The organism is Variovorax sp. 10L421, assembly GCF_056395365.1.
The window spans coordinates 189,782-207,969 of sequence record NZ_JBFTJJ010000001.1; the positions used below are offsets into that span (position 1 = coordinate 189,782).

General features: G+C 66.5%; 17 protein-coding genes. 1 reads left to right on the forward strand and 16 read right to left on the reverse strand.

What is annotated here, in order from left to right; genetic code table 11:
* Nucleotides 1-12: 12 nt before the first annotated feature.
* The 4 genes from AC1DFC_RS00900 to AC1DFC_RS00915 all read right to left on the reverse strand — a co-directional run bounded on the left by AC1DFC_RS00900 (nt 13) and on the right by AC1DFC_RS00915 (nt 4,159).
* Nucleotides 13-534: a M48 metallopeptidase family protein gene (locus AC1DFC_RS00900; protein ID WP_007830489.1), complete on the reverse strand. Its 522-nt coding sequence runs from the start codon at nt 532-534 to the stop codon at nt 13-15.
* Nucleotides 531-1,802 (reverse strand): Hsp70 family protein, encoded by a 1,272-nt coding sequence (locus AC1DFC_RS00905; protein WP_413331403.1) that lies wholly within the window; start codon nt 1,800-1,802, stop codon nt 531-533. Before AC1DFC_RS00905 ends, AC1DFC_RS00900 begins: the two co-directional genes overlap by 4 nt.
* A gap of 2 nt (nt 1,803-1,804) precedes the next feature.
* On the reverse strand, nt 1,805-3,367 hold the full coding sequence (lysS, locus tag AC1DFC_RS00910; RefSeq protein WP_478178562.1) for a lysine--tRNA ligase: 1,563 nt from the start codon (nt 3,365-3,367) through the stop codon (nt 1,805-1,807).
* A gap of 123 nt (nt 3,368-3,490) precedes the next feature.
* A complete protein-coding gene (locus AC1DFC_RS00915; RefSeq protein ID WP_478178688.1) occupies nt 3,491-4,159 on the reverse strand; it encodes an LON peptidase substrate-binding domain-containing protein in 669 nt (222 codons plus the stop codon).
* 25 nt (nt 4,160-4,184) lie between these two features.
* Here AC1DFC_RS00915 and AC1DFC_RS00920 point away from each other — a divergent pair, with 25 nt between their 5' ends.
* Nucleotides 4,185-4,745 (forward strand): YggT family protein, encoded by a 561-nt coding sequence (locus AC1DFC_RS00920; RefSeq protein WP_007830493.1) that lies wholly within the window; start codon nt 4,185-4,187, stop codon nt 4,743-4,745.
* A gap of 68 nt (nt 4,746-4,813) precedes the next feature.
* Here AC1DFC_RS00920 and accD read toward each other — a convergent pair whose 3' ends face one another.
* The 12 genes from accD to AC1DFC_RS00980 form a co-directional block, all read right to left on the reverse strand.
* Nucleotides 4,814-5,686 carry an acetyl-CoA carboxylase, carboxyltransferase subunit beta gene (gene accD, locus AC1DFC_RS00925; RefSeq protein WP_007830494.1) on the reverse strand — a complete coding sequence of 291 codons (873 nt, stop codon included), beginning with the start codon at nt 5,684-5,686 and terminating at the stop codon, nt 4,814-4,816.
* Nucleotides 5,687-5,752: 66 nt separating this feature from the next.
* Nucleotides 5,753-6,598, reverse strand: coding sequence for a tryptophan synthase subunit alpha (gene trpA / locus AC1DFC_RS00930; RefSeq protein WP_007830495.1), 846 nt, complete (start codon nt 6,596-6,598; stop codon nt 5,753-5,755).
* Nucleotides 6,598-7,875: a tryptophan synthase subunit beta gene (trpB, locus tag AC1DFC_RS00935; RefSeq protein WP_007830496.1), complete on the reverse strand. Its 1,278-nt coding sequence runs from the start codon at nt 7,873-7,875 to the stop codon at nt 6,598-6,600. Before trpB ends, trpA begins: the two co-directional genes overlap by 1 nt.
* 47 nt (nt 7,876-7,922) lie before the next feature.
* Nucleotides 7,923-8,615, reverse strand: coding sequence for a phosphoribosylanthranilate isomerase (locus AC1DFC_RS00940; RefSeq protein ID WP_007830497.1), 693 nt, complete (start codon nt 8,613-8,615; stop codon nt 7,923-7,925).
* Nucleotides 8,612-9,433 (reverse strand): tRNA pseudouridine(38-40) synthase TruA, encoded by an 822-nt coding sequence (gene truA / locus AC1DFC_RS00945; protein WP_007830498.1) that lies wholly within the window; start codon nt 9,431-9,433, stop codon nt 8,612-8,614. The genes AC1DFC_RS00940 and truA overlap by 4 nt, the downstream gene beginning before the upstream one ends.
* Before the next feature lie 29 nt (nt 9,434-9,462).
* Nucleotides 9,463-12,282 (reverse strand): FimV/HubP family polar landmark protein, encoded by a 2,820-nt coding sequence (locus AC1DFC_RS00950; protein WP_478178563.1) that lies wholly within the window; start codon nt 12,280-12,282, stop codon nt 9,463-9,465.
* 169 nt (nt 12,283-12,451) lie between these two features.
* Complete coding sequence (gene asd, locus AC1DFC_RS00955; protein WP_478178564.1) at nt 12,452-13,597, reverse strand: aspartate-semialdehyde dehydrogenase; 1,146 nt, start codon at nt 13,595-13,597, stop codon at nt 12,452-12,454.
* A gap of 90 nt (nt 13,598-13,687) precedes the next feature.
* Nucleotides 13,688-14,776, reverse strand: coding sequence for a 3-isopropylmalate dehydrogenase (gene leuB / locus AC1DFC_RS00960; protein WP_478178565.1), 1,089 nt, complete (start codon nt 14,774-14,776; stop codon nt 13,688-13,690).
* A 44-nt stretch (nt 14,777-14,820) separates the two neighbouring features.
* Entirely contained in the window at nt 14,821-15,471 is a 651-nt protein-coding gene (gene leuD / locus AC1DFC_RS00965) for a 3-isopropylmalate dehydratase small subunit (RefSeq protein ID WP_007830502.1), read from the reverse strand.
* A gap of 16 nt (nt 15,472-15,487) precedes the next feature.
* Nucleotides 15,488-16,909 carry a 3-isopropylmalate dehydratase large subunit gene (gene leuC / locus AC1DFC_RS00970; protein ID WP_478178566.1) on the reverse strand — a complete coding sequence of 474 codons (1,422 nt, stop codon included), beginning with the start codon at nt 16,907-16,909 and terminating at the stop codon, nt 15,488-15,490.
* 45 nt (nt 16,910-16,954) lie between these two features.
* Nucleotides 16,955-17,908 (reverse strand): LysR family transcriptional regulator, encoded by a 954-nt coding sequence (locus AC1DFC_RS00975; protein ID WP_007830504.1) that lies wholly within the window; start codon nt 17,906-17,908, stop codon nt 16,955-16,957.
* Between the two features lie 115 nt (nt 17,909-18,023).
* Nucleotides 18,024-18,164, reverse strand: a complete 141-nt coding sequence (locus tag AC1DFC_RS00980) for an entericidin A/B family lipoprotein (RefSeq protein WP_007830505.1) — start codon at nt 18,162-18,164, stop codon at nt 18,024-18,026.
* Nucleotides 18,165-18,188: the final 24 nt, after the last annotated feature.

Below are 18,188 nucleotides of genomic sequence, written 5' to 3' on the forward strand. Positions count from 1 at the left end.
AAAGGCGGGCGGTCACGGCGCCTTCGAGGCCGTCGACCAGAGCGGTTCGCCGCCGGTGTCCAGGTGGGTCAGGTAGAGCCGCAGGTCAAATTCGAGCTGATGGTAGTCGGGCTCCATGTGCGCGCATAGCGCGTAGAAGGCCTTGTCGTGACTCTTTTCCTTGGTATGTGCGAGTTCGTGCACAACGATCATCCGCAACCAAGCCAGCGGCACGCCCTTGAACAGGCTCGCCACCCGGATTTCACGCTTTGCCTTGAGCTTTCCGCCCTGCACGCGCGAAACTGTTGTGTGCGTCCCGAGCGCGTTGCGGATCACATGCAGCTTGTTGTCGAACATGACCTTCGACAGCGGCTCGGCCTTGCGCATGAACTCGCTCTTGAGGTCGCTCACGTAGTCGTAGAGCGCGCGGTCGGTCTGCACGCTGTGCATCCCGTCGGGATAGCGCTTGCCGAGCATTGCGGCCAGCTTGTCCTCGGCCATCAGCTGGCGGACCTGATCCAGCAGGGGCGCCGGATAGCCCGCCAGGTATTTCATGCCCGGTACCCGGTGCGCGCCGCGCAGGCGAGTCCCGTAGCCACGCCGCCGAACAGGTCACCCTCGACCAGATTCACGCCCGCGAAGCTCCTGCGCAGAGCGTGCTGGAACGGCCGAAGGGCGGAAGAGCCGCCGGTGAGATAGATCGCGTCGAGGTCACCGCTGCGCAGGCCCGCGCGCTTGACGCAGGCGTGCGCGCAGGCGATCACGTTCTCGAGCGAACCTGCCAATTGTTGAGCCATGTCGGCCGGCGTGAGCGAGGCCACCAACCCGCGCTCGGCACAACCGAGATCGATGGCGGTTTCGGCGTCGGTGATCGACGCATCGATCTTGGCCGCTTCCACCGCACTCGCGATGCGATGCCCGTGCCGTTCCTCGAGCACGGTCATCAGCCGGTCGTGCAGCCGCGTGTCGCTGTAGCTCGTGCGCAGGTCTTTCGCCTGGCGCACTGCCTTGGCGGCGTAGAGCCAGTTGATAAGGTGCCAGGAGGAGAGTTCGAAGAACACCTTGCTCGGCACTTCGCGCCCCTGCGGGCCGTGGTGCCGGAAGCCGAACTGCGGCATCACGCGCTCGAGGTTCAGGCGTTGGTCGAAATCGGTGCCGCCGATGTGCACGCCGCTGGTGGCCAGCACGTCGTCGCTGCGGTCCTCGCGGGTCGCGCGCTCGGGGCCGACGCGCACCACGGTGAAGTCGGAGGTGCCGCCGCCGATGTCGACGATGAGCACGATCGACTCCTTGGCGATGCGCTGCTCGTAGTCGAACGCGGCTGCGATCGGCTCGAGCTGGAAGGCGATCTCGCGGAACCCCGCTGCGCGTGCCGCGTGGCGCAGGCTTTCCTCGGCACGCTCGTCGCGCTTCGGATCGTCGTCCACGAAGTGCACGGGCCGGCCGATCACCACGCGCTCGGGCAGCTGGCCGAGTTCACGGCTGGCGCGCACGGCCAGCTCTCGCAGGAAGCGGGCGATGATGTCCTCGAAGCTCACAAGGCCGTCGTAAATGGCGGTCTTCTCCTGCATCAGGGCGCTGCCGAGCAGACTCTTCAGCGAGCGCATCAGCCGGCCTTCGGTGCCCGAGAGGTACTGGCCGATGGCGTCGCGGCCGAAATGCGTGGTTCGGTCTTCGGCATTGAAGAAGATCGCGGTGGGCAGGGTGGTGGCCGCGCCTTCGATGGGCAACAAGCGGGCCTCGCCGTCGACCCGGCAGGCCACGGCGGAGTTGGAGGTGCCGAAGTCGATGCCGATCGTCGGCAGCGACGACGGTAACTGCACGTTCAAGATTCCCTGCGCAGCGCCGGGAACAGAATCACATCGCGGATGCTCGGCGAATCGGTCAGCAGCATCATCAGCCGGTCGATGCCGATGCCGCAGCCGCCGGTGGGCGGCATGCCGTATTCGAGGGCGCGAACGAAGTCGTGGTCGTAGAACATGGCTTCGTCGTCGCCGCTGTCCTTGGCGGCCACCTGGGCGTTGAAGCGCGCGGCCTGATCTTCGGCGTCGTTGAGCTCGCTGAAGCCATTGCCGAATTCGCGGCCCGTGATGTAGAGTTCGAAGCGCTCGGTGACTTCGGGGCGCTCGTCGTTGGCGCGCGCCAGCGGCGAGATCTCGGTCGGGTGCTCCATGATGAAGGTCGGCTGCCAGAGCTTTTCTTCGACGGTTTCCTCGAAGTACATCACCTGCAGGCTCGCGAGGCTGCGCTGCGAGAGCTTGTCCTTCTCTTCGCTGAGGCCGATCTTGCGCAATGCATTGATCAGCCAGGCGCTGTCGTCCACACCGTCGCCGGCGTCGGTGTGCTTGAGGATCGCTTCGCGGATCGTCAGGCGTTCGAAGGGCTGCGTCAGATCGACGGCCTTGCCGCCGTACGTGAGCTGCTGCGTGCCCACGGCCTTGTCGGCGATGGTGCGGATCAGCGTCTCGGTGAAGTCCATCAGGTCGCGGTAGTTCCAGTAGGCCGCGTAGAACTCCATCATCGTGAACTCGGGGTTGTGCCGCACCGAGATGCCCTCGTTGCGGTAGCTCCGGTTGATCTCGAACACGCGCTCGAAGCCGCCGACGATCAGGCGCTTGAGGTAGAGCTCGGGCGCGATGCGCAGGAACATTTCCTGGTCGAGCGCGTTGTGGTGCGTCTTGAAAGGCTTGGCGTTCGCGCCGCCCGGAATCGGGTGGAGCATGGGCGTCTCGACTTCGAGGAAATCATTGGCCACCATGAATTCGCGCAGCGCGCTCACTGCCTTGCTGCGAGCGGTGAAGCGCACACGGGCGGTTTCGTCGGTGATCAGGTCGACGTAGCGCTGGCGGTACTTCTGCTCCTGGTCGGCCATGCCGTGGAACTTGTCGGGCAGCGGGCGCAGGCTCTTGGTAAGCAGGCGCAGCTTCGTGACCTTGACCGACAACTCGCCGGTCTTGGTCTTCATCAGCGTGCCTTCGGCGCCCACGATGTCGCCGAGGTCCCAGCGCTTGAAATCGGCGTAGACGTCTTCGCCGACCGCGTCGCGCGTCACGTAGAGCTGGATGCGGCTCGTGGCGTCCTGTACGGTCGCGAAGCTGGCCTTGCCCATCACGCGCTTGAGCATCATGCGGCCGGCCACGCTCACGGAAACGGCTTGCGCTTCGAGGGCCTCGGCCTCGGTGGCGCCATGTGCCTCGACGAGTGCCGCGGCGCGGTGGCCCGGCTTGAAGTCGTTCGGGAACGCAACACCCTTGCCCTCGGTCTGCGCTGTGCGCAGCAGCTTGAGCTTCTCGCGGCGTTCGGCGATGAGCTGGTTGTCGTCGACGGCCGGCGCAGGGGCGGGCGCTGCAGCGGGCGTGGGAATGGGAGGGGTCAGGTGATCGGACATGGGGAGCGGGTGAGGCGCAACGGGAGCGTGCGCGAGCCCGGCATTTTAGCCGATCGGATTCAGGCGAAGCCGCTGTCCAATGCCCGCCGATCCTGCGTAATGCGCTACGAAAAATATAGCGATCTATTGAGCAATACCCGTGCGTGCGAGCAGATCGCTGATCAGCTCGAGGCGCATCAGCGGGCTGTCGAGCTCCATCAGGCGCTGCTTCAGTTCGAGCTGCATCGGCACCAGTTCGCACCAGCGGTTCGCCACCCAGCCGCAATCGTCGAGCAGGTAGGGCATGCCGATGGGCAACCGTACCGATCCGCCCTGTTCGCGGCGCCGCTCCTCGAGCGTGTCGATCAGGCGTTGCAGTGCCGTGGCGGTGTGTTTCAGGTCGTCGGGAATTTCCAGCGCGACGTCGTCGGCCACGGCCTCCACTTCGGCGACCCACAGACCGTGCTTCTGCAACTCAGTGTCGCGCACCCGGAAGCGTTGCGTGCCCACGCATTCGATCTGCAGCAGCCCGCTTTGCGGCGATTCGAACTCGCGAATCATCGCCAACGTCCCGATGGCGGCGAAGCTCTCCGCATCGGCGCCGGCCTTGCGCACTTCGCTGCCGCTGGTGAGGCTCACCACGCCGAAGGGCGCGTCGGCCTTTCGGCATTTGCCGATCATGTCGAGATAGCGGACCTCGAAGATGCGCAGCGGAAGAAGGCCGCCCGGAAACAGGACCGTACCGAGCGGAAACAATGGCAGTGAATGCAAAAGGGGTAGTGTCGTCATCGAAGAGCCTTGCGTGGCTATCATCGCATTCCGCTCACGGCTGCGCCCCATGCTCTATCAGATTCCCTCGTTCCTCCTCGACGTGATCGTCGGCCTGCTCGGCGGCGCCTGCCTGCTGCGCCTCTACATGCAATACCACCGGGTGCCGTTCGGCAATCCGCTCGGGCGCTTCGTGTTCGCCATCACCGACTGGATCGTGCTGCCGCTGCGGCGCATCGTGCCGTCGGTGAAGCGCTGGGACCTGGCCAGCCTGATAGCGGCCTGGCTGCTGGTGTTGCTGAAGTTCCTGCTGCTGTGGCTGCTTGCCGGCAACCTGGGGCGGATCGCGACCCTTCCCCTGGTGTCGCTGGTCGGGCTGATGCAGCTGGCCGTCTCGGGCCTGACCGCACTGCTGGTGGTTTATGCGGTGCTGTCCTGGATTCCGGGCGCGTCGCCGATGCTGCTTGACCTGATCTCCCGTTTGGCCGAGCCGCTGGTGCGGCCCTTCAGGCGCTTCATCCCGCTGATCGGCGGCGTCGATCTCTCGCCGCTGGCGGCCATCGTGGTACTGCAGGTGATCGCGATCGTGCTGGGCAACCTGCTGGTGTTTGCCTATCAACTGACGTTCTGAGCCTCACAAGCAAAAGAGCCCGGGTGCGATGCACCCGGGCTCTTTTGCATTGGCTTGCTGTTCGTTCCTCAGCTGACCGCGTCGGCCGGCTGGCGCAGCAGCATGGCCAGCGAGCTGGCAATGGTCTTGCGCAGTTCGCGGCGGTCGCTGATGAAGTCGATGGCGCCCTTGGTCTGCAGGAACTCGGCGCGCTGGAAGCCTTCGGGCAGCGTCACGCGCACGGTCGACTCGATCACGCGCGGGCCGGCGAAGCCGATCAGCGCCTTGGGCTCGGCGATCACCACGTCGCCCACGAAGGCGAAGCCGGCCGACACGCCACCCATGGTCGGGTCGGTCAGCACGCTGATGTAGGGCAGGCCCTTCTTCGCGAGGCGCGTGAGCGCGGCGTTGGTCTTGGCCATTTGCATGAGCGAGAGCAGGCCTTCCTGCATGCGCGCGCCGCCGGTTGCGGTGAAGCAGATGAAGGGCACCTTCTGCTCGATGGCGGTTTCGACGCCGCGCACGAAGCGCTCGCCGACCACGCTGCCCATGGAGCCGCCCATGAACTCGAACTCGAAGCAGGCCACGACCACGCTGATGCTGTGCACCGAGCCGCCCATGACGACCAGCGCGTCGGTCTCGCCGGTGTTCTCCAGCGCTTCCTTGAGCCGCTCGGGGTACTTGCGACTGTCCTTGAATTTCAGGGCGTCGACCGGCAGCACTTCCTGGCCGACTTCGTAGCGGCCCTCGGCGTCGAGGAACGCGTCGAGCCGCGCGCGGGCGCCGATGCGGTGGTGGTGGCTGCAGCTGGGGCAGACGTTCTGGTTGTGCTCGAGGTCGGTCTTGTAGAGGACGGTCTCGCAGGCGGGGCACTTGATCCACAGGCCCTCGGGCACCTGGCGGCGCTCCGATGGGTCGGTTTGTGCGATCTTGGCGGGTAGCAGTTTTTCAAGCCAGCTCATAGGACTCCGAATTAGCTCCCCTCTCCCGCATGCGGGAGAGGGGCTGGGGGTGAGGGGCAGCAGCGATTATCGGCCAGCCGCATTCTTCGGGATAGCCGCCGGCAGCGCATCGAGCGCCTCGCGGATGCCGGCGAGGAATTCGCGCACCACGGGCACGACCTTTTCGCGGGGCTGGTCTTCGATCAACTGGATGATCTTCGTACCGATCACGACCGCATCGGCGGCCGAGCCGACCGCCTGCGCGGTGCGCGCGTCGCGAATGCCGAAACCCACGCCGACCGGAATGCTCACGTGCTGGCGGATGCGCGGAATCATCTGCCCGACCGCCTCGGTGTCGAGGTGGCCGGCGCCGGTCACGCCCTTAAGCGACACGTAGTAGACGTAGCCGCTCGCGATGCGCGCGACCTGCGCCATGCGCTCGTCGGTGCTCGTTGGCGCGAGCAGGAAGATCAGGTCGATGCCGGCCGCCTTCAGGTCCGCAGCGAAAGCTTCGCATTCCTCGGGCGGGTAGTCGACCACCAGCAGGCCGTCGACGCCGGCCGCGGCCGCATCGCGGATGAAGGCCTTCTTTCCGTGCACGAGGTCGTAGCGCTCGACCGGGTTGGCATAGCCCATCAGCACCACGGGCGTGGTCGCGTCCTTCTGGCGGAAGGCGGCGACGATGGCCAGCACCTGCTTCATGCCGATGCCCAACGCCAGCGCGGCCTCGCCGGCCTTCTGGATCACGGGCCCGTCGGCCATGGGGTCGGAGAAGGGCACGCCCAGCTCGATCACGTCGGCGCCGGCCTCGACCATGCCGTGCATCAGCTCGGGCGTGATGTCTGCGAACGGGAAACCGGCGGTGACGTAGGGAATGAGGGCGCGGCGGCCGTCTTTTTTCAGTGCGTCGAAGGTGGTTGCAATGCGGCTCATCACTTGCCTCCCTTCACGCTGAGGCCGCGCATCGAGGGGCGGTCATAGAAGTCGACGCCCGACAGGTCGGCCACGGTGCCGATGTCCTTGTCGCCACGGCCCGAGAGGTTCACCAGGATGGATTGATCGGGGCGCATGGTCTTCGCGAGCTTCATCGCGTGGGCCACGGCATGGCTGGATTCGAGCGCGGGAATGATGCCCTCCGTTCGGCACAAATAATGGAAGGCTTCGAGCGCCTCGGTGTCGGTGATGCCGACGTATTCGGCCCGGCCGATGTCGGCCAGGTACGCGTGCTCGGGGCCCACGCCGGGGTAGTCGAGCCCCGCGCTGATGCTGTGCGTCTCGGTGATCTGGCCGTCGTCGTTCTGCAGCAGGTAGGTGCGGTTGCCGTGCAGCACGCCCGGGCTGCCGCGCAGGATCGAGGCCGAGTGCTTGCCGCTGTCGAGTCCTTCGCCTGCCGCCTCGACGCCGATCAGGCGCGTGCCCGTGAACGGAATGTACGGATGGAAGATGCCCATCGCATTGCTGCCGCCGCCCACGCAGGCGACCACCACGTCGGGCTGTTTGCCCTCGGCCTCGCCGGTAATGCCGTCGGCCGCGAGCATGGCGGGCATCTGCTCGATGCACTCGGTGCCGATCACGCTCTGGAAGTCTCGCACCATGGTCGGGTAGGGGTGCGGACCGGCCACGGTGCCGATGATGTAGAAAGTGTTTTCCACGTTCGTGACCCAGTCGCGCATCGCCTCGTTGAGCGCGTCCTTCAGCGTCTTGCTGCCCGATTCGACGGGCACCACGGTCGCGCCGAGCAGGTTCATGCGGTAGACGTTCGGGCTCTGGCGCTTCACGTCCTGGCTGCCCATGTAGACCACGCATTCGAGGCCGTAGCGTGCGCAGATGGTGGCGGTGGCCACGCCGTGCTGGCCGGCGCCGGTCTCGGCGATGACGCGGGGCTTGCCCATGCGGCGCGCGAGCATCGCCTGGCCGATCACGTTGTTGATCTTGTGGGCGCCGGTGTGATTCAGGTCCTCGCGCTTCAGGTAGATCTGCGCGCCGCCCATTTCGCGGCTGGTGCGCGCGGCGTGGTAGATCGGCGAGGGACGGCCGACGAAGTGCTTCAGCTCGTAGTGGAATTCGGCAAGGAAGGCCGGATCGTCCTTGAACCTGGCGTACGCGTCGCGCAGTTCGTTGATCGCGTGGGTGAGCGTTTCGCTCGCGAAGGTGCCGCCGTAATTGCCGAAATGGCCGGTCGCGTCGGGTTGCTGGTAGTTGCTTTGCATGGTTCTCGATCGGTGGGCCGCAGCCCGACATCGATCGGCTGCGGCGGCTAGCTGGAGAAGGACGCGTCGGCCGCCCTGACGGCTGCGACGAATTGCCGGATCTTTCCGGCGTCCTTGAGGCCCTTGTTCCCGGGACCGTCGATTTCGACGCCCGAGCTCACATCAACGGACAGCGTCTTGCAGCGCGTCCGCAGGATGCGAATGCCATCGCTCACGTTTGCAGGTGTGAGCCCACCACTCAAGACGAGGTGAGCGTCGACGGCGGGTGGAAGAAGTGACCAATCGAATGCCTTGCCGCCACCGCCATAACCTTCGACATGCGCGTCGAGCAGGATGGCCTGGGCGTGGGAGTAATCGGAAGCGTATTTTACGAGGTCGAAGCCGGCGCCGGCAGCCCCCAGTGGAATGCGGGCGGCGCGCATGTAGCGGAAGCGGCCTGGGCCGGTGGCTTCCTCGCACCGTTCGGGCGTTTCCTCGCCGTGGAACTGGGCGATCGCGCCCTTCACGTGGGCGAGTGCTGCTATGACTTCAGGAGCATCCTCGTTCACGAACAGCAGCACCGGTGTGATGAACGGGGGCAGGCGCGAAGCGAGTTCGGCAGCGCGTTCGGCCGTCACTGCGCGGGGGCTTTTCGCATAGAGCACGAAGCCGATGGCATCGGCACCCGCTTCGACCGCGGCATCCACGTCGGCCTCGCGTGTGAGGCCGCAGATCTTGATGCGGGTGCGGGGAGACGTCATGGAGGTCCATCATACGGAGCGCCGCCGGCCTGCAGCGTCGCCTCGGCCGGCAGACCCCACTTGGCGTCGTACAACGGGCCCAGGAAGTACAGGCCGTCCGCGGAGAAGGTCGGCGCCGCCGCCTTGCGGCTGCGCGCCTCGAGCACCTCGGCAATCCATTCGGGCCGCTCGTCGCCGCGGCCGATGCGCACGAGGCAGCCCATCAGGTTGCGGATCATGTGGTGCAGGAACGCGTCGGCCTCGAACTCGAAATGCCAGCGGCAGCGTTCGCCTTCGCCAACCCGCGTGACTTGGATGCGGCGCAGGTTCTTCACGGGCGACTTGGCCTGGCAGGCCGAGGCACGGAACGAACTGAAATCATGCGTGCCGATGAGCACGGCGGCGGCTTTGCGCATTGCATCGCCGTCGAGCGCATGCATCGACCAGCCGACCCGGCCCGAATCCAGGCTGGGCCGCACCGGCGACTGCGAGAGCACATAGAGGTAGCGGCGTGCCAGCGCGCTGGCGCGGCAATGGAATTCATCGGGCACCGGGTGCGCCCACTGCACCGCGATGTCGTCGGGCAGGAAGCGGTTGGTGCCGCGCGTCCAGGAGAAGGGTTCGCGCTCGACGTCGGTGTCGAAGTGCACCACCTGCATCAGCGCGTGGACGCCGGCGTCGGTGCGGCCGGCGCACAGCGTGCCGATCTTGCCGGATGGCTGCGCGGCGAACTTCGTGAGGGCCGCTTCGAGCTTGTCCTGCACCGTGCGGCCCGAGCGCTGGCTTTGCCAGCCCTCGTACGCCTGGCCGTTGTACCGGATGCCGAGCGCCAGCCTCACGAATTCAGGGACGGTACAACAACAACCGCTCAGCGCAGTTCTGCGAGCAGCTGACGGGCTTGCGACTTGAGATCGCCGGCGCTTTCGGCTTCGACTTCCTCGACCAGCGAACGGGCACCTTCGACGTCGCCGATGGCTTGCAGTTCGCGAGCCAGCGACAGCTTGACGGCGTGCGGGCTGTCGTCGCCTTCATCGTCATCGTGCGTGGCGGTTGCGGCGGGCTTCGCGGTTTCGACGGGGCGGGCTGGCAGGCCTGCCAGCGCGCTCATGTCGAACTCGATGAAGCCCGAGTCGGCCGGCAGCGCATTGCGCAGCATGGCGGGGCGGGTGTTGTCCGCATCGCTCAGCGAACCGGGGAGCGTGTCGACCGTCAGCGCGCCGGGGGCGGTGTCGAAATCGTTTTCGAGATCGACAGGCGTGGCGGCGTGGCCATTCGACAGGGGGGCTGGGGGGCGTGCGGTCGTCGGAGCGGACGCGTAGATCGACTTCGGCAGGCTGGCGCTGACCGGTGCATGTTGCTGGGCCGGTGCGGGGGCGGGTGCCGGCGGCGTGGTCAGGTCGAGGTCGAAGTCCAGCGGTGCCACCGAGGGCACGAAGGCGGGCGGAGCAACGGCAACCGGCGGTGCAACGGGAGCAGGTGCTGCCGGCTTGGCGGCCGCGGCGAGGGCGCCCGCGAAGGCGGCCGTCTCGGCCGCGCTGGCGCCGCCGCTGCGGGGAGCGCCCGATTCGTACAGCGGGTTGCCCGGATCGAGATCCTTGCCCATGTCGACCACACGGTTCCAGTCGGAGCCGAGGCCGCCCGTCAGCTTGTGCACTTCGGTGGCGAGGCCTTCGTAGGCACGCACGTCGCGGCGCTTGGCGTGGATCTCGAGCAGCTTGAGGTGGATGGCGGTGCGGTCCGGGTTCAGGCGCAGCGCTTCGCGCAGGATTTCCTCGGCCTGCAGGTCGCGGCCATAGGCCAGGTAGACGTCGGCTTCGGCCACGGGATCGACGTCGCCCGCGTCGAGCTGGCTCGGCGAGTACGACAGCGACGAGACGGTGGAGTCGCCACGATGCTTGGTGTCGACCGATTCGCCGCCGCTGGCGCCGAAGAACGAGTCCTTCGGGATGCGGCTTTCGAGGAACACGCTCTCGCTCATTTCCTCGCGCCGGCGGCCCAGCACGCGGTACAGCAGGAAGCCGATGAGCAGCGCGATCAGTGCCGCGCCGGCCAGCATCAGCGGGTTGTCCAGGAGCTCTTCGAGGAAGGTGGGCTCCGGCGGGGGCGGCGGTGCCGGCTTCTTCACGGCCGGCTTGGGTGCCGTGGCGGCCACGGCGGCGCTCGCAGCCGGAGTTGCGGGAGCAGCAGCTGCATCGGTTGCGGCTGCGGCCGGTGCGGCAGCGGCGGCCTCTGCCGTCGGGGCAGCAGCAGGAGCGGCAGCCGTTGCCTCGGGCGTGGGCGCGGCGGGGCTCGGTGCTGCCGTTGCCGCTGCAGGAACTGCGGGTGCGGCCGCGACGACAGGAGCCGGGGCCGGGGCTGGCGCCGGCGCAGCAATGGGGGCAGGGCTTGCGGCGACTGGAGGCGCAACCGTCGCGCTGGTGGCCGGTGTCGGAACCGGGATGCCCGGCTTTGCCGGTGCCGGTGCCGGTGCAGCCGCACCGGCAGCAGCAGGTGCCGACGAACCGGTGCCCGTTGCAGCCTTGAGCTTGTTCAGCTCGCTGATGTTCTTCGACAGTTCCGCGACGCGGTTGCTGCTGTCCTGCGCCTGGCGGCTCTGGGCGACCTTCTCGTCGGCGGCGCGGGAGGCCGCGCTGCCTTGCGAGATCGTGAGCTTGTCGGGCGTGCTGGCCGCTGCGTTGCGGTCTTCGACGTTGGCCTGCAGCTTGCCCGAGGCCTTGCGGCTCGCGGCCGCGACGTTCGAGGTCGGCGCGTTGTCGGCCAGCCGCTGGCGATAGGCGCCGAAGTCGCGGCTTTGTGCCGTGACCGTGCGGCGGGCTTCGTCCGGCAGGACGGCGGCCGCCTCGGCGCTGCTCGGCAGATCGAGCACGGCGCCGGCGCGCATGCGGTTGATGTTGCCGCCCGAGAACGCATCCGGATTGGCGAGCAGCAACGCGACCAGCATCTGGTCCAGGGACACGTCGGCGGGCTTGTGGGCGGCCGCGATCTTGCTGGCGGTGTCGCCGCGCTGCACCGTAACCTGTTCGCCGCCACTGCTGCGAGCAGGTGCGGCCGCAGTGACCGGCGCGGGCGCTGCTGCGGCCGGCGCAGGCGCCGCGGGTGCTGCCGATGGCGCCGCCACAGGGGCGCGCTCGCGGCGCGCACGCGCTGCCGGGGCAGTGCGTTCGGTCGGCGTGGCGATCCGGGGTGCGATGGGCGTGGCCGGCGCGCTGGTCGTTGGCTGGCGCGTGGCCGGCGGATCGAGCAGCACGGTGTAGTCGCGCACGATCCGGCCGGAGGCGCCGTTGGCTTCGAGCAGCAGGTCGACGAACGGGTCGTTCAATGGGCGGTTGCCGCTCAGACGCACCACGTACTGGCCGCCGGCGCGACGCTGCAGCGTCGCCTTGACGTCGCTCAGTGCCGAGTTGTACGGAACGCCCGCGTTTTTGAAGGCTTCGGCCGTGGCGATGTTGATCTTCAGACCGTCCGCCTCGTTGGCGGCGATTTCGGTCACGTCGATCTCGGCGCGCAACGGTTCGCCCAAGGCCGATTGCACCTTCAGCTGACCCAGCGCAAAAGCGCTGGCGTCGGTGCTGGCGATGCCCAGGGCCACGGCTGCCGCCGCGCCGAGGATGGAAAGCCGCCAGCCATTCGATGGCAGAAGCGGGCGAGCGGCCGATGGGCTGGCCGCAGGCAACAGATGTCTTGTCATGCTGATAGGGGGCGGCTCAGGCCCAGAATTTGTAAGAGGACGTTAGCACCATCACCGGGTACTGACAAGGCAGTGCGCGTGTTCTACCCAGTGCGCGCATACTTACGATCACATCTTCCGTTGCCGGAAGGCAACAGTTTGTGTTTCAAAAGGCCCTGAGCTGCCTGCATCAGGCTTCGAGCAGGATGCGCAGCATGCGGCGCAGGGGTTCGGCGGCGCCCCACAGCAGCTGGTCGCCGATGGTGAAGGCACCGACGTACTCAGGGCCCATCGCCAGCTTGCGGATGCGGCCGACCGGAATGTTCATGGTGCCCGTCACGGCCACCGGCGTCAGGTCCTTCACGGTGGCTTCGCGCGTGTTCGGCACCACGCTGGCCCACGGGTTGTCCGCGGCGATCATCGCTTCGATGTCGGCCAGGGGGACATCCTTCTTGAGCTTGAAGGTCAGGGCCTGGCTGTGGCAGCGCATCGCACCGACGCGCACGCAGAAGCCATCGACGGGTACGGCGGCAGTGCCGAAGCCCGCACCCTGGCCGAGGATCTTGTTGGTTTCTGCACCGGCCTTCCACTCTTCCTTGGACATGCCGTCGCCCAGGTCCTTGTCGATCCAGGGGATCAGCGAGCCGCCCAGCGGCGCGCCGAAATTGGCCGTTTCGGCTGCGCTCAGGTTCTGCTGCTTGTGCAGCACCTTGCGGTCGATCTCGAGAATGGCCGACTTCGGGTCGTCCAGCAGCGCGCGCACTTCGGCGTTCAGGGTGCCGAACTGGGTCAGCAGCTCGCGCATGTGCTGAGCGCCGCCGCCAGAGGCTGCCTGGTAGGTCATGCTGGTCATCCACTCGACAAGGCCGGCCTTGTAGAGGGCGCCAACGCCCATGAGCATGCAGCTCACGGTGCAGTTGCCGCCGATCCAGTTCTTGCCGCCGTTGGCGAGCGCGTTCTGGACCACCGGCAGGTTGACCGGGTCAAGCACGATGACCGCGTCGTCCTGCATGCGCAGGGTGGAGGCGGCGTCGATCCAGTGGCCGGCCCAGCCCGCGGCGCGCAGCTTGGGGAAGACCTCGCTGGTGTAGTCCCCGCCCTGGCAGGTGATGACGATGTCGCACTTCTTCAGTGCCTCGATGTCGTTCGCATCCTTCAGCGCGGTTTCGTTCCTGGCCATTGCCGGAGCCTTGCCGCCAGCGTTGGAGGTCGAGAAGAAGACTGGCTCGATGAGACCGAAGTCGCCTTCGGCCTGCATGCGGTCCATCAGGACCGAGCCGACCATGCCGCGCCAGCCTACGAGGCCGACCAGAGGTTGATTGGATGCGTTCGCCATTTCAGTTTGCCCTTGTGAAAAAAGAAAAAGTTGTCTTTTTTTGCCCCCGACTCGTCGAGCCGGGGAGGGGCGTGACGAAGCGGGCTGCGGTTAGCCGGTAATCGTCTTTTTGGTGATTGCTGCAACGACCGCGTCGCCCATCTCGCGGGTGCCGACGCGCTTCGTGCCTTCCGACCAGATGTCGCCCGTGCGCAGCCCCGAAGCGAGCACGTCCTTGACCGCCGACTCGATACGGTCGGCAGCTTCGGGCTGGTTGAGTGAAAAGCGAAGCATCATGGCAGCAGACAGGATTGTAGCCAAAGGATTGGCAACCCCTTTGCCGGCAATGTCCGGCGCGCTGCCGTGGCTGGGCTCGTACAGGCCCTGGTTGCTCGAATTGAGCGATGCCGAGGGCAGCATGCCGATCGAGCCGGTGAGCATCGCGGCTTCGTCCGAGAGGATGTCGCCAAACATGTTGCCGGTGACGACCACGTCGAATTTCTTGGGCGCCTTCACGAGCTGCATGGCTGCGTTGTCGACGTACATGTGGTCGAGCTCGACGTCCGGATAGTCCTTGTGCACCTCCGTGACGACGTCCTTCCAGAACTGGAAGGTCTCGAGCACATTGGCCTTGTCCACGCTGGTCACGCGCTTGCTGCGCTTGCGGGCGGCCTCGAAGGCCACGCGGGCGATGCGTTCGATCTCGGGGCGCGAGTAGCGCATCGTGTCGAAGGCTTCCTCGGCGCCCGGGAAGTGGCCGTCGACCGCAGTGCGGCGCCCGCGCGGCTGGCCGAAGTAGATGTCGCCGGTCAGTTCGCGGATGATCAGGATGTCCAGGCCCGCGATCAGCTCGGGCTTCAGGCTCGATGCGCCCACCAGCTGCTCGTAGCAGATGGCCGGGCGGAAGTTCGCGAACAGGCCCAGGTTCTTGCGCAGCCCCAGGATGGCCTGCTCGGGGCGCAGCGGGCGGTCGAGCTTGTCGTACTTCCAGTCGCCGACCGCACCGAACAGCACCGCGTCGGATTCCTTTGCCAGCTTCAGCGTCGATTCGGGCAGGGGATGGCCGTGGGCCTCGTAGGCGGCACCGCCGACCAGCGCCGACTCCATCTCGAACTTCAGGTCGAGGACTTCGAGCACCCTGACGGCTTCCGCCACGATTTCGGTGCCGATGCCGTCACCGGGGAGAACTGCGATTTTCATAAGTTGGTCCGAGGTTTTTTTCTTGAAAACGGAAATGCGGTCGATCACGAGATCATCGTGTGCGCCAGCCAAGGCTTCGATGCCAGGCGCTCGGCCTCGAAGGCCTTGATCTTGTCCTTGTGGCGCAGCGTCAGGCCGATGTCGTCCAGCCCGTTGATCAGGCAATACTTGCGGAAGGCCTGCACGTCGAACGCAAACTCCTGGCCGTCAGGCTTCACGACCACCTGGCGCTCCAGGTCGATGGTCAGCGTGTAGCCCGGAAAGGCGAAGGTCTCGTCGAACAGCTGGGCCACCTGCGCTTCGGGCAGCACGATCGGCAGCAGGCCGTTCTTGAAGCTGTTGTTGAAGAAGATGTCCGCGTAGCTCGGCGCGATGATCGCGCGGAAGCCGTACTGGTCGAGCGCCCACGGCGCATGTTCGCGCGACGAGCCGCAGCCGAAGTTCTTGCGCGTCAGCAGCACCGAGGCGCCGGCGTAGCGCGGCTGGTTCAGCACGAAGTCGGGGTTCGGCTTGCGGCTGGCCGGGTCCTGGCCCGGAAAGCCGGCGTCCAGGTAGCGCCATTCGTCGAACAGGTTCACGCCGAAGCCGGTCTTCTTGATCGACTTGAGGAACTGCTTCGGAATGATCGCGTCGGTGTCGACGTTCTCGCGGTCCATCGGGGCCACGAGGCCCTTGTGCACGGTGAATTTCTGCATGTGAATCTCTCTGGGGTCAGGCGAACGTACGGACGTCGACGAAGTGGCCGTGCACCGCGGCGGCGGCGGCCATGGCCGGGCTCACGAGGTGGGTGCGGCCACCGGCGCCCTGGCGGCCTTCGAAGTTGCGGTTGCTGGTGGATGCGCAGCGCTCGCCGGGTTCCAGGCGGTCGGCGTTCATCGCCAGGCACATCGAGCAGCCGGGCTCGCGCCATTCGAAGCCCGCGGCCTTGAAGATCAGGTCGAGTCCTTCGCGCTCGGCCTGTTCCTTCACCACGCCCGAGCCGGGCACGACCAGCGCGAGCTTCACGTTCTTGGCGACCTTCTGGCCCAGCTTCTTCACCACGGCAGCGGCTTCGCGCATGTCCTCGATGCGGCTATTGGTGCACGAGCCGATGAACACCTTGTCGATGAAGATGTCGTTCATGGCCTTGTTCGGCTCCAGGCCCATGTAGACGAGCGCGTGCTCGATGGCGCTGCGCTTGCTGGCGTCCTTTTCCTTGTCGGGATCGGGCACGCGGCCGTTGATGTCGACCACCATCTCGGGCGAGGTGCCCCAGGTCACCTGGGGCTGGATCTGCGTGGCGTCGAGTTCGACCACGGCATCGAACTTCGCACCCGGGTCGGACTGCAGCGTGCGCCAGTAGGCCACGGCCTGGTCCCATTCAACGCCGGTGGGCGCGAGCGGGCGGCCCTTCACGTAGGCGATGGTCTTCTCGTCGACCGCCACCAGCCCGGCGCGCGCGCCGGCCTCGATGGCCATGTTGCAGACCGTCATGCGGCCCTCCATGCTCAGGTCGCGAATGGCCGAGCCCGCGAATTCGATGGTGTAGCCCGTGCCGCCGGCCGTGCCGATCTTGCCGATGATGGCCAGCACGATGTCCTTGGCCGTGCAGCCCAAAGGCAGCTTGCCCTCGACCTTCACGAGCATGTTCTTTGCCTTCTTGCCGAGCAGCGTCTGCGTGGCCATCACGTGCTCGACCTCGCTGGTGCCGATGCCGTGCGCCAGCGCGCCGAAGGCTCCGTGCGTGGAGGTGTGCGAGTCGCCGCAGACGACCGTCATGCCCGGCAGCGTCGCGCCCGATTCAGGGCCGATCACGTGCACGATGCCCTGGCGCTTGCTCAGGAACGGGAAGAACGCGGCGGCGCCGAATTCGGCGATGTTGTGGTCCAGCGTGGTGACCTGTTCCTTGCTGGTCGGGTCGGCAATGCCTTCGTAGCCGCGCTCCCAGCCGGTGGTCGGTGTGTTGTGGTCGGCCGTGGCCACGACCGAGCTGATGCGCCACAGCTTGCGGCCGGCTTCGCGCAAGCCTTCGAAGGCCTGCGGGCTGGTCACTTCGTGCACCAGGTGGCGGTCGATGTAGAGGATCGCGGTGCCGTCTTCCTCGGTGTGGACGACGTGTTCGTCCCAGATCTTGTCGTAGAGCGTGCGTGCCATGTCGGTCTCTTCTGTCTTTCGTGGGGAGGTGAATTGTCTTGCGTTCTATGCGGCGAGAGGCTCGGCGGCATCGGCGGCGGCCGCCGACGTGCGCAGATGGTTGACCAATGTGCGCGCGGCCACCGGCAAGGTGGAGAAGTCGCGTGCCACCAGTCGGATCTCGCGCCTGGACCAGGTGTCGTTCAGCGCCACGCTGCGCAGGCGGCTGCCGATGCCTGCCTGCAACAGTTCGAATGCGCGCTGCGGCATCACGCCGATGCCCAGTCCGTTGTCGATCATGCGGCACATGGCGTCGAGCCCCGTCACGTGAATGCGCAGCTTGACGCCGCGGCCCGCCTCCAGCGCGGCCTGGTGCATGGCCACGTAGATCGAGCTGTTGGTGTGCAGGCCGACGTGGTCGAAGTCCAGCGAGGCGGAGAAATCGATCGGCCCCTGTGTGGCCAGCGGGTGCCCGGCCGGCACGATCAGCACGAGCCGGTCGTGGCGGTAGGGAAGCGTCTGCAACTCGTTGGTGCCGTCGGGAATGTGGCAGATGCCAAGGTCGGCGGCGCCTTCCTGGATCGCGCGCACCACCTCGTTGCTCAGATGCTCTTCGAGGTCGATCTTGATCGCGTCGTGCTCGCGCGTGAAGGCGCCGAGATCCTCGGGGAGGAACTGCACGATGGCCGAGATGTTGGCGTGCACACGGACATGGCCGCGCACGCCCTCGGCGTATTCGCTGAGTTCGCCCTGCATTTTCTCGAGGCTGTAGAGCACCGAGCGCGCATGGTGCAGCAGGCTCTCGCCCGCGGGGGAAAGATCGACGCCTCGTGCGTGGCGGTAGAGCAGGGTGGTGCCCAGGGTGGCTTCCAGGTCCGAAAGCCGCTTGCTGATGGCCGAAGCGGCAATGAATTCGCGTTCCGCCGCCCGCCCGATGCTGCCCAGTTCGCAAACGGCCACGAACAGTTGCAGCGACGTGAGGTCGATGCGCCGGGCGAAGTTGCGTTCGGAAGAGGTCATACGGGTTTGGCATCTCATATGGAGATGGAATCCCGTATTTTCCCCTTGTTTTCAGGTCTTGGTCATCGCCATGCGCGATGGCATTACTGTCGTCGCGCGATGAGCGAAGGAGGCATCACTGACGCTTCTTGGCCGAATCCTCCATCTTTTCCCCTGCCTTCTGGATGTCCTGGCCGGCTCCTCTCCAGGTGTTGCAACCCGACAGTGGCACGGCAAGAGTAAACGCGACCGCGAACAATGCGACGAGCGACTTCATGATGAAACTCCTTCGACTAAGTGC

Coding starts and splice junctions, on each gene's coding strand:
- AC1DFC_RS00900 (WP_007830489.1), bottom strand. CDS start 534: ATGAAATACCTGGCGGGCTATCCGGCGCCCCTGCTGGATCAGGTCCGC.
- lysS (WP_478178562.1), bottom strand. CDS start 3,367: ATGTCCGATCACCTGACCCCTCCCATTCCCACGCCCGCTGCAGCGCCC.
- AC1DFC_RS00915 (WP_478178688.1), bottom strand. CDS start 4,159: ATGATAGCCACGCAAGGCTCTTCGATGACGACACTACCCCTTTTGCAT.
- AC1DFC_RS00920 (WP_007830493.1), top strand. CDS start 4,185: ATGCTCTATCAGATTCCCTCGTTCCTCCTCGACGTGATCGTCGGCCTG.
- accD (WP_007830494.1), bottom strand. CDS start 5,686: ATGAGCTGGCTTGAAAAACTGCTACCCGCCAAGATCGCACAAACCGAC.
- trpA (WP_007830495.1), bottom strand. CDS start 6,598: ATGAGCCGCATTGCAACCACCTTCGACGCACTGAAAAAAGACGGCCGC.
- trpB (WP_007830496.1), bottom strand. CDS start 7,875: ATGCAAAGCAACTACCAGCAACCCGACGCGACCGGCCATTTCGGCAAT.
- AC1DFC_RS00940 (WP_007830497.1), bottom strand. CDS start 8,615: ATGACGTCTCCCCGCACCCGCATCAAGATCTGCGGCCTCACACGCGAG.
- AC1DFC_RS00950 (WP_478178563.1), bottom strand. CDS start 12,282: ATGACAAGACATCTGTTGCCTGCGGCCAGCCCATCGGCCGCTCGCCCG.
- asd (WP_478178564.1), bottom strand. CDS start 13,597: ATGGCGAACGCATCCAATCAACCTCTGGTCGGCCTCGTAGGCTGGCGC.
- leuB (WP_478178565.1), bottom strand. CDS start 14,776: ATGAAAATCGCAGTTCTCCCCGGTGACGGCATCGGCACCGAAATCGTG.
- leuD (WP_007830502.1), bottom strand. CDS start 15,471: ATGCAGAAATTCACCGTGCACAAGGGCCTCGTGGCCCCGATGGACCGC.
- leuC (WP_478178566.1), bottom strand. CDS start 16,909: ATGGCACGCACGCTCTACGACAAGATCTGGGACGAACACGTCGTCCAC.
- AC1DFC_RS00975 (WP_007830504.1), bottom strand. CDS start 17,908: ATGACCTCTTCCGAACGCAACTTCGCCCGGCGCATCGACCTCACGTCG.
- AC1DFC_RS00980 (WP_007830505.1), bottom strand. CDS start 18,164: ATGAAGTCGCTCGTCGCATTGTTCGCGGTCGCGTTTACTCTTGCCGTG.